Raw genomic sequence first — 9,592 nt, 5'->3', positions numbered from 1 at the left:
GAGCGGCCTACCGGGGGCCGCTCACCAGGGGTAATTCGCTCGCCCGGCCGGGAGCGCCGACCTAGCCTTGCCCGCATGTCCCCGACCACGCTCCCCGGAGCACGCGTAGACATCCGCCTGTGGGCACGTCCCGACGAGGTGGAGGGCGAGGCGCTCCGGCAACTGCGGAACATCGCCACCCTCCCGTGGGCCGTGAAGCACGTGGCCGTGATGCCCGACGTGCACTTCGGCAAGGGCGCCACGGTCGGCTCGGTCATCGCGCTCAAGGACGCCGTGTCCCCGGCCGCGGTGGGCGTCGACATCGGCTGCGGCATGACCGCGGTGCGCACGTCGCTGGTCGCGGAGGACCTGCCCGCCGACCTGTCGCGGCTGCGCTCGCTGATCGAGGCCGCCGTGCCGGTGGGCTTCGGCCAGCACCGCGCGCCGGTGGTGTTCCACGACCGGCTGTGGCGCTCGTTCGACGACCTGACCCCGACCCTGTCGCAGGAGAAGGCGCTGAACCAGATGGGCACCCTGGGCGGCGGGAACCACTTCCTGGAGGTCTGCCTGGACACCCAGAGCCGGGTGTGGGTGATGCTGCACTCCGGGTCGCGCGGGATCGGCAACCAGCTGGCGCAGCACCACATCGCCATCGCGAAGACGTTGGCGCACAACGACGAGCTGGTCGACCCGGACCTGGCGGTGTTCCTCGCGGGCACGCCGGAGATGACGGCCTACCGGCACGACCTGTACTGGGCGCAGGAGTACGCGCGGCTGAACCGGGCCACGATGCTCGACCTGGTCACGGAGGTGCTGCTCGGGCAGTTCCCCGCGATCCGGTTCGACGAGCCGATCTCCGCGCACCACAACTACGTGTCGGAGGAGCGCCACTTCGGCGAGGACGTGCTGGTCACCCGCAAGGGCGCGATCAGCGCGCGCCGGGGCGAGCTGGGCATCATCCCCGGCTCGATGGGCACCGGCTCGTACATCGTGCGCGGCCTGGGGAACCCGGACTCGTTCCACTCGGCCTCGCACGGCGCGGGCCGCCGGATGTCGCGGAACAAGGCGCGCAAGCTGTTCACCGCCGAGGACCTCGCGGCGCAGACGCTGGGCGTGGAGTGCCGCAAGGACTCGGGCGTGGTCGACGAGATCCCGGCCGCGTACAAGGACCTCGACAGCGTCATCGAGCAGCAGGCCGACCTCGTGGAGGTCGTCACGAAGCTCAAGCAGGTGCTCTGCGTGAAGGGCTGACGCGGAGCGGGGCGGACCTGGCCCGGTTTGTCAAGGGCCAGGTTTGCCCCTCACACGACAGGGTTACCCGTTGGGCAGCTGAGAGAGACCCCAACGGGAGGCGAAGATGTCCACCGGCACCACCATCGGCGTTGTGATCGCCGTGCTGGTCGTCGTCGCAGTCGGTGTGGTGCTGTGGAGGAAGGCGTCCCAGCGCAAGCACCTGCGGCGGCAGTTCGGTCCCGAGTACGACCGGGTCGTGGAGCGCAGCGGCAACCGGATGGAGGCCGAGCGCGAGCTGGCCGAGCGCGAGCGCGCCCACCGGTCCCTTGAGCTGAAGCCGCTCACGGAGGGCACGCGGGAGAGCTACTCCCGCCACTGGGTCCAGGTGCAGGAGCAGTTCGTGGACGCGCCGAGCGACGCGGTCGCCAGCGCCCACCGGCTCGTCACCGACCTGATGTCCGAGCGCGGCTACCCCACGGACGGCGACCACGAGGCGAACGCCTCGGTGCTGTCGGTCGAGCACTCCCGGACCATCGACAGCTACCGCCAGGCCCACGCCATCACCCGCCGCCAGGAGCAGGGCGAGGCGTCCACGGAAGACCTGCGCAACGCGATGGTGCACTACCGAACCCTGTTCAACGACCTGCTCGGCGACCGAGGCGAGCGCAAGGAGGGAGCACGATGATCAATCGACCGGACGAGCGCCAGGACCACCGGCTCACCACCGACGACTTCGCCCGCCCCCCGGGCCGTTCCGACGTCCGCGAGGACCTCGTGGACGAGCGCGGCAAGCACCACGACCCGGTGCTGGAGCACGGCCACGACTCCCCGGAGCGCGAGGACGACCTGGCCTACGCGGAGGAGGCGGCCTACAACGAGGAGCGCGACCGCGAGGACGGCGTGGTGCCCGCGCAGAGCACCCGCGAGCCGGTGGCCTCCGACGGGCTGAAGACCGATCACGACCTGGGGTCCGACGGCACGACCGGCACGCGCGCCACCGGCGTCACCACCACCCCGGTGACCGACGCCCCCGGCGCCGAGGCCATGGCCACCACCGAGATCCCGGTGCAGGCCGAGGTCGAGCCCGCGCACCACAGCGGTTTCGACGCCGACTCCCCGCTGTTCGGCCAGGACGAGGCGGGCGGCTTCCGCGAGGAGTGGCGCTCGCTGCAGGGCGACTTCGTGGACAACCCCCGCGAGGCCGTGCACCGGGCCGACGAGCTGGTCGCCCAGGTGATCCAGAGCCTGGCCACCACGTTCTCCGAGCACAAGCGGACCCTGGAGGGCCGCTGGCAGGAGGGCAGCGAGGCCGAGACCGAGGAGCTGCGGCTCGCGCTCAAGAGCTACCGCTCGTTCTTCGACAAGCTGCTCTCGGTCTGAGGCGCAGCCCGTGAGGCGAAGCCTCACAGCACGCCGGACCAGCACAACCCGAGCACCGGGCAGCACACCGCAGAGCTTTTCCCGAGGCCCGGTGCGGCAGGCGTCAGAACGCAGAAGGAACATCGGAACGACGAGCACCCCGCTGTGCGTCCGGCGACCCGGGCGCACAGCGGGTGTCAGCGTTTTCCGGGCCCGTCGCGCGCTTCGCGCTTTCCCGGTCCGACGCGCCCGACCGCGCCCCGGACCGGTGGGCGGGATCAGCCGGGCAGTTCCCGGATCTCCATCTCCAGCACGTCGATCTCGTCGCTGATGGCCTCGTCGAGCATCCGGTCCAGAAGGCGCGCGCAATCCGCGTCGTCCGCGCCGAATCCGGGAACCTGCTCCCACCACACGGCGGGGTTGTTCCAGAACGAGCCCGATCCCTGGTCGACCCCGGCCAGCGAGCGCAACCGGTCGTCGTCCTCGGGCAGCGCCCGGACGTAGTCCACGAACCTGGCCAGCTCGGCCGGGTGCGCGGCGGGCACCGCCCCGAAACCGCGCAGGCAGTCGTCCAGCTCCCTGAGGAACTCCTCCTTGAATGTCACGATCCACCCCCGCTTCCCCCGCACCGCTGCGAGCGAGGAGCACTCGATCCGAGTACCAACGGTACCGCCGCGAAGGCAGGGCGAAATGCCTGCTAACGGGGGGCGTAAAGCGTCAAATCGGCAACGTTCAGGCTATTATTTCGGAACTTGAGCGCACATCCGGGTGATATCCGGCGAAATCCCGTCCACTGTGGACGGTCGAGGTCCCGGTTCCGGTTGCGCGGACTCGAAACCGGCATTCCCCGGAACCGACCCGCGCGCTACTCGGCGCGCACGCTCGCGGCGAGGCTGTAGCGGTCGCCCCGGTACAGCGAGCGCGAGCGCTCCACCGGCGTCCCGGACCGGTCGTGCGCGACCCGGTGCAGCAGCAGCATGGGCAGCGCGGGGTTGGTGCCGATGAGCAGCGCCTCGCGGGGCGCCGCCAGCACCGTCTCCACCCGCTCCTCGGCCCCGCCGAACTCGACGCCGAACCGCTCGCGCAGGCAGGCGTGCAGCGACCCGGCCGGGTCGAGCGCGTCGAGCAGGCCGGGGAAGCGGGACAGCGGCAGGTACGTCGACTCCAGGCCGACCCGCGCGCCGTCGGCGAGCATGACCCGCTCCAGGTGCAGCACCGGGTCCCCGTGCGGCACCAGCAGGTCCTCGGCGAGCACCTCGTCCGCGGGTAACCGCTCGACGGTCACCACGCCCCGGTCGGGCCGGATGCCCTGCGCCCGCATCCCGTCCGCGTAGCTCACCAGGGACAGCGGCTGCACGAGCTTGGGCGGCGCGACGTAGGTGCCGCTGCCGTGCCGCCGCAGGAGCCTGCCCTCCAGGACGAGCTCCGCGACGGCCTGGCGCAGCGTCACGCGCGAGACCGAGAACCGGCAGGCCAGCTCCCGCTCCGACGGCAGCGCCGCCCCCTCCCCCAGCGCCTCGACCAGCCACAGCAGCTCGGTCTTGACCGCGTAGTAGCGGGGAACCCGCCCGTGCTCGGGAATCCCGGCGCGGACGGGCTTGTCGGCCCGGCGGCCGGGGGAGGGGTGGGAGCTGATCACCCGGCGACCCTAGGCCCCAGCGGGTCCGCGCAGGACCCGCCAACGGGGTGGGTCGGAGGTCACGAAGCGATCTGCGGCGGCTCGGGCAACCGGTAGTCGGAGCCGCCGACGTTGACCTCCTGCGCGCGCTTCCACTCGCCGCTGTCGACCATCTTGCGCAGCGCGGCGGTGACCGCGTCCTTGGTCTCCTGCTGCCCCTTGGGGAGGCCGATCCCGTACTCCTCCTCGCTGAACGGCTCGCCGACCACCCTGAGCAGCTCCGGGTTCTGCGCGGCGTACCCGGCGAGCACGACGTCGTCGGTGGTGAGCGCGTCGACCTCGCCCGCGAGCAGCGCGGTCACGCACTCGCTGAACCTGGGCTGCTCCACCAGCTTCACGTTCTTCGCGAACGTGTCCTTCACGTACTGCGCCGAGGTGGTGCCGGTGACCGAGCACAGCCGCTGGCCCCGGCTGAGCGAGTCCGGCCCGGTGATCTCCTGGTTGTCGATCAGCACCAGCAGGTCCTGGCCCGCCGTGTAGTACGGACCCGCGAAGTCGACGACCTCGCGCCGCTTCGGGGTGATGGAGTAGCCGTTGACCACCAGGTCGACCTCGCCCGAGGTGAGCAGCCGCTCGCGGTCCTCGGGCGGGGCCTCCACCCAGGTGATGCCCGACTCGGGGACGCCCAGCTCGGTCGCGACGTAGCGGGCCACGTCGATGTCGAAGCCGCGCAGGTTCCCGTCCTGGCGACGCAGGCCGAGCCCCGGCTGGTCGTGGGCGACCCCGATGGTGATCCTCCCCTGCTCCGCGCGGCCGAGGACGGTGTCGTCGTCGGCCCCGCAGGAGGTCAGCGCGAGCACCGCCGCGGTGGCCCAGACCAGGGATGACTTGCTTAACGCTGCCACGGTGGTTCCCCTCCCCTGTCCCGTGCTTTCGGGGGAACCTAGGTGCCGGTGGGCGCGGCGTCTGCGCTTCACGGCGGAATCAGGCCGAAAGACCCCAGGAGATCGTCCCGAACGGACCTGAACACCGCAGCGCGCTGGTGCGATCGGCCGTGCGGTGCTCCGGGGTCCGGGCGGGCGCGGGTGGCGGGAACGCCTGTGGTGGCGGGGTTCGCGCGCGGCGGGCGGTCGCCCCCGGCGGGGTGCGGGGTCGACCCGCGGGACTGTGAACGCGGGCCGTCAGCGCGCCCCTCCGGGCAGGCGCAGCCGCCGGGGACCGGAGTCGCGCGGCGACGGCCTCGGCCCCAGGGTGACGCGGGCGCTGGCCACGAACGCGCCCTCCGCCGACGCCAGCACCGGTTCCAGCGCCAGCTCCCGCACCTCCGGCAGGTCCTCGGCGAGCGCGGCCAGCCGCAGCACCAGCTCCTGCAGCGCGGCCAGGTCCGCGACCTGACCGCCCCGGCACCCGGCGAGCAGCGGCGCGGCCGTGGGGGCGCGCACGCGCGCGGCGGCGTCGGCGTCGGTCAGCGGCCCCGCCCGGTACGCCCGGTCGCCCAGCAGGTCGCTCACCAACCCGGACAGCCCGAACGACACCAGCGACCCGAACGACGGGTCGTCCTGGAGGCCCAGCACGCAGGACAGGCCCTTGGGGACCATGCGCTGCACGTACACCTCGGTCAGCCCGGAGATGTCCGCGAGGCCCCGGTACGCCTCGCGCACGGACTCCTCGGCTGTCAGGTCGAGGCGCACCCCGACGAGGTCGGTGCGGTGCCGCAGGCGCTCGGCCGTGGACTTGAGCGCCACCGGGTAGCCCAGCTCCGCCGACGCGGCCACCGCGTCGTCCGCCGAGGACACCACCCGGAACGGCACGACGTCGATGCCGTAGCAGGCGAGCAGCCGCATCGCGGTGTCGTCGTCCAGCTTGACCGGCTCGGCGTGCGGCACGGACTCGACGAGCGCCCGCGCGGCCTCGGGGTCGACGCCCTCGGGCCGGGTGAAGAAGCCAGCGGGGCGGGAGCGCCAGCGCGCGTAGCGGGTGACCCGCGCGAGCGCGAGCACGGCCCGCTCCGGGCTCGGGTACGACGGCACCGAGCCGCGCCCCGGCGCGCCGTCCGGCCCGGTCACCGCCAGCTCCGCCGGGACGCCCTCCACGGCGAGGAACGTGGACACGATCGGCTTGGCCTTCTCCGCGTCCCGCGCGGCGGCGTCCTGCACGGCGGCGCGCAGCGCGCGGGCGTACTCGGTGCCGGGGATGGCGAGCGGCGGGGCGAAGACCACGACGAGCGCGTCGGTGTCCGGGTCGGCCAGCGCGGTGCGGACCGCGTCCGCGAACTCCTCGGGCCCGGCCTGCGCGCCCACGTCCACCGGGTCGCCGACCAGGTCGAGGCCTTGCCCGAGGACGGTGTCGGCGGCGAGCACGCCGATGGCGGTGGAGTTGCCGACCACCGCGACCCTCGGGCCGGACGGCAGCGGCTGGTGGGCGAGCAGCAGCGCGGTGTCGAACAGCTGCGCCAGCGACTCGACCCGGATCACGCCCGCCTGCTCGAACAGGGCCTGCACGCTCTGCTCGTCCACGTGGACCGAGGTCGCGGCGAGCGCGGGCGTCACCGCGTGCCTGCCGGACTTCACCGCCACGATCGGCTTGCTGCGGCCCAGGCGCCGGGCGAGGCGGGCGAACTTGCGCGGGTTGCCGAACGACTCCAGGTACAGCAGCACCACGTCGGTGGCCGGGTCGGTCTCCCAGTACTGGAGCAGGTCGTTGCCGGACACGTCGGCCCGGTTGCCCGCGCTGACGAACGTGGACAGGCCGAGGCCCCGCTCGGCGGCGGTGGCCAGGATGGCGCTGCCGAGCGCGCCGGACTGGCAGAAGAACCCGGTGCGCCCGCGCGCGGGCAGGGTCGGCGCGAGGGTCGCGTTGAGCCGCACGTCCGGGTCGGTGTTGACCACGCCCAGCGCGTTCGGGCCGACCACGCGCATCCCGTGCGCGCGGGCCTCGGTGACCAGCCTGCGCTCGGCGGTGCGCCCGTCCGGGCCGGTCTCGCCGAAGCCGGAGGTGACCACGACCAGCGCCTTGACGCCCTTGGCCAGGCAGGCGTCCATGACCTCGTCGACGCCCGCGGCGGGCACCGCGACGACGGCCAGGTCGACGTCGTCGGGGATGTCCAGCACGGAGGGGTGGGCGCGCACGCCCCGCACCGCGCGGTGCTCGGCGTTGACCGGGTAGACGGGGCCGTGGAAGTCGCCGACGAGCAGGTTCGCCAGCACCGCGTGGCCGATCTTGGTGCGGTCGGTGGAGGCGCCGATGACGGCGATCGAGCGCGGGTGCAGCAGGTTGTGCACGCTGCGCGCCTCCGCGGCCTGCTCTCGGGCCTGGGCGACCTCGACGGACTGCTCGGTCGGGTCCACGTCGAACTCCAGGTGCAGCACGCCCTCGTCGAAGGCGCGGCTGACCGAGTAGCCCGCGTCGCGGAAGACCCGGACCATCTGGCCGTTCTCGGCGAGCACCTCGGCGGTGAACCGGGTCAGGCCGCGCTCGCGGGCGGCGGCGGCCAGGTGCTCCAGCAGGATCGAGCCGAGGCCGCGGCCCTGGTGCTCGTCCTGCACGACGAACGCGACCTCGGCGGAGGGGCCGTCGTGCAGCCGGTCGTAGCGGCCCACCGCGACGATGTCGTCGCCGAGCATGGCCACGAACGCGACCCGGTCGGCGTGGTCGACGGTGGTGAACCGGACGACGTCGCGCCGGGGCATCCTCGGGTAGGGGCCGAAGTAGCGGAAGTAGCGGGTGCGCTCGGAGAGCCGGGAGTGGAACTCCAGCAGGCGCTGGCCGTCGTCGGGGGTGATGGGGCGCAGGTGGGCGGTGCCGCCGTCGGCGAGCACGACGTCGGCCTCCCAGCTGCGCGGGTAGTCGAACGGGTCCACTAGTCCCTCGCGTCCTCGGGGTCCAGGCCGTGCAGGGGGAAGACGGCGCGGCGGGTGGCCCGGACGGCCTCGTCCACCGGGTCGCCGCCGGAGCCGTCCCACGGCGCGAACGAGGTGTCGGCGCCCTCGGTCATGGCGGTGGGCAGCGGCCAGTTCGGCGCGGTCTTGCTGACGTGCGAGATCCAGGAGGCGGGCAGCGGGACGCGCGGGTCGACGTCGCGGTCCAGGACCGTGGCGAGCAGGTGCGTCCAGGAGCGGGGCACGACGCGCACCAGCTCGTACCCGCCGCCGCCGAGCGCCAGCCACTTGCCGTTCGCGGTGGTGTCGGCGAGGTGGCGCAGGGCGCGGTAGATCGCGCGGTGGCCGTCGACGGTCAGGGACAGGTCGGCGAGCGGGTCCTCGCGGTGGCTGTCCACTCCGCACTGGGTGACCAGGACCTGCGGGCGGAACGCGGTGAGCAGCGACGGCACGACGGCGTGGAAGGCGCGCAGCCAGCCCCGGTCGGGGGTGCCGGGCGGGAGGGCGACGTTGACCGCCGTGCCCTCGGCGTTCGGCCCGCCCAGCTCGGTGGGGCGGCCGGTGCCGGGCCACAGGCTCAGCGGGCTCTGGTGCAGGGAGACGGTGAGCACGCGCGGGTCGTCGTAGAACGCGGCCTGCACGCCGTCGCCGTGGTGCACGTCGGTGTCGACGTAGGCGACGCGGTCGAAGCCGTTGTCCAGCAGCCAGGAGATGGCGACGGCGCAGTCGTTGTAGACGCAGAACCCGGCGGCGCGGTCGCGCATGGCGTGGTGCAGGCCGCCCGCGATGCTGACGGCCCGGTCGGCGGCGCCGGAGGCGATCTGCCGCGCGGCGGCCAGCGAGCCGCCGACGACCAGGGAGGACGCCTCGTGCATCCGGTCGAAGACCGGGTTGTCGGTGGTGCCGAGGCCGTGGCCGAGGTCCCAGGCGGTGCTCGGGGCGGCGCGCACGGCGGCCAGGTAGGCGGGGTCGTGGACGCGTTCGAGCTCGGGGTCGGTGGCGTGGGCCGGGGCGACCGGGTCGACGCCGTCGAGGACGCCGAGCGCCGTGGCGAGCTTGATGGTGAGGTCAAGGCGCAGCGGGTTGAGCGGGTGGTCGCCGCCGAGGTCGTAGGCGAGCACCGACTCGTCCCAGACCACGGCGGGTGGCCGCGCGACGCCCTGTTCCGCTCCCATGTCCGAAATTTAGCCTACTGACCGGTAATCGCACGATGGCCGCGGCGGGTCGGGTTGGTCCGTTGGTGGCGGTTTCCCCGGTGGCGGTCCGGCGGTGGCGGGGGTCGGCGGCGGCGGGACCTACAGTCGGGTCGACGCGCCGGGGGCGAGCGCCGCCGGGTGGGTGGGAACCCCGCGCGGGGGAACGGGGTCGAACCAGTCATGCGTTTGCGACGTGCCTCAGTGCTGACCGCCTGCCTCGCCGCCGTGCTCGGGGTGGTGGGGTGCAGCAGTTCCGTGAGCGGGAGCGCGAGCAGCGCGTCGGGCGACTCGCCCAGCGCCTCCTCCAGCGCCTCCTCCTCCGCCGCGGC

8 protein-coding genes are annotated in these 9,592 nt (G+C 73.5%); 3 read left to right on the top strand and 5 right to left on the bottom strand.

Annotated features, from left to right (window positions below):
- The first annotated feature begins 75 nt into the window (after nt 1-75).
- From ACTUAL_RS15265 to ACTUAL_RS15255, 3 genes are all read left to right on the top strand, one after another.
- The gene (locus ACTUAL_RS15265; protein ID WP_096492083.1) at nt 76-1,230 is read left to right on the top strand and encodes an RtcB family protein; all 1,155 of its coding nucleotides are present in this window, start codon (nt 76-78) and stop codon (nt 1,228-1,230) included.
- A 106-nt stretch (nt 1,231-1,336) separates the two neighbouring features.
- Complete coding sequence (locus ACTUAL_RS15260) at nt 1,337-1,897, top strand: hypothetical protein (RefSeq protein WP_096492082.1); 561 nt, start codon at nt 1,337-1,339, stop codon at nt 1,895-1,897.
- Nucleotides 1,894-2,592, top strand: a complete 699-nt coding sequence (locus ACTUAL_RS15255; protein ID WP_440900719.1) for a hypothetical protein — start codon at nt 1,894-1,896, stop codon at nt 2,590-2,592. The genes ACTUAL_RS15260 and ACTUAL_RS15255 overlap by 4 nt, the downstream gene beginning before the upstream one ends.
- A 257-nt stretch (nt 2,593-2,849) precedes the next feature.
- Here ACTUAL_RS15255 and ACTUAL_RS15250 read toward each other — a convergent pair whose 3' ends face one another.
- The 5 genes from ACTUAL_RS15250 to ACTUAL_RS15230 form a co-directional block, all read right to left on the bottom strand.
- Complete coding sequence (locus ACTUAL_RS15250) at nt 2,850-3,176, bottom strand: hypothetical protein (protein ID WP_118948221.1); 327 nt, start codon at nt 3,174-3,176, stop codon at nt 2,850-2,852.
- Nucleotides 3,177-3,436: 260 nt separating this feature from the next.
- Nucleotides 3,437-4,210, bottom strand: a complete 774-nt coding sequence (locus ACTUAL_RS15245) for a GntR family transcriptional regulator (protein ID WP_096492080.1) — start codon at nt 4,208-4,210, stop codon at nt 3,437-3,439.
- Nucleotides 4,211-4,269: 59 nt separating this feature from the next.
- Nucleotides 4,270-5,094, bottom strand: a complete 825-nt coding sequence (locus ACTUAL_RS15240) for a glutamate ABC transporter substrate-binding protein (protein ID WP_096492079.1) — start codon at nt 5,092-5,094, stop codon at nt 4,270-4,272.
- Between the two features lie 276 nt (nt 5,095-5,370).
- On the bottom strand, nt 5,371-8,049 hold the full coding sequence (locus ACTUAL_RS15235) for a bifunctional acetate--CoA ligase family protein/GNAT family N-acetyltransferase (protein ID WP_440900718.1): 2,679 nt from the start codon (nt 8,047-8,049) through the stop codon (nt 5,371-5,373).
- Nucleotides 8,049-9,242, bottom strand: coding sequence for an acetoin utilization protein AcuC (locus ACTUAL_RS15230; RefSeq protein ID WP_440900717.1), 1,194 nt, complete (start codon nt 9,240-9,242; stop codon nt 8,049-8,051). Before ACTUAL_RS15230 ends, ACTUAL_RS15235 begins: the two co-directional genes overlap by 1 nt.
- Nucleotides 9,243-9,592 lie beyond the last annotated feature (350 nt).

This window comes from Actinosynnema sp. (genome assembly GCF_052038725.1).
This window is presented reverse-complemented; position numbering and strand designations above follow the sequence as displayed.

Coding starts and splice junctions, on each gene's coding strand:
- ACTUAL_RS15265 (WP_096492083.1), top strand. CDS start 76: ATGTCCCCGACCACGCTCCCCGGAGCACGCGTAGACATCCGCCTGTGG.
- ACTUAL_RS15260 (WP_096492082.1), top strand. CDS start 1,337: ATGTCCACCGGCACCACCATCGGCGTTGTGATCGCCGTGCTGGTCGTC.
- ACTUAL_RS15255 (WP_440900719.1), top strand. CDS start 1,894: ATGATCAATCGACCGGACGAGCGCCAGGACCACCGGCTCACCACCGAC.
- ACTUAL_RS15230 (WP_440900717.1), bottom strand. CDS start 9,242: ATGGGAGCGGAACAGGGCGTCGCGCGGCCACCCGCCGTGGTCTGGGAC.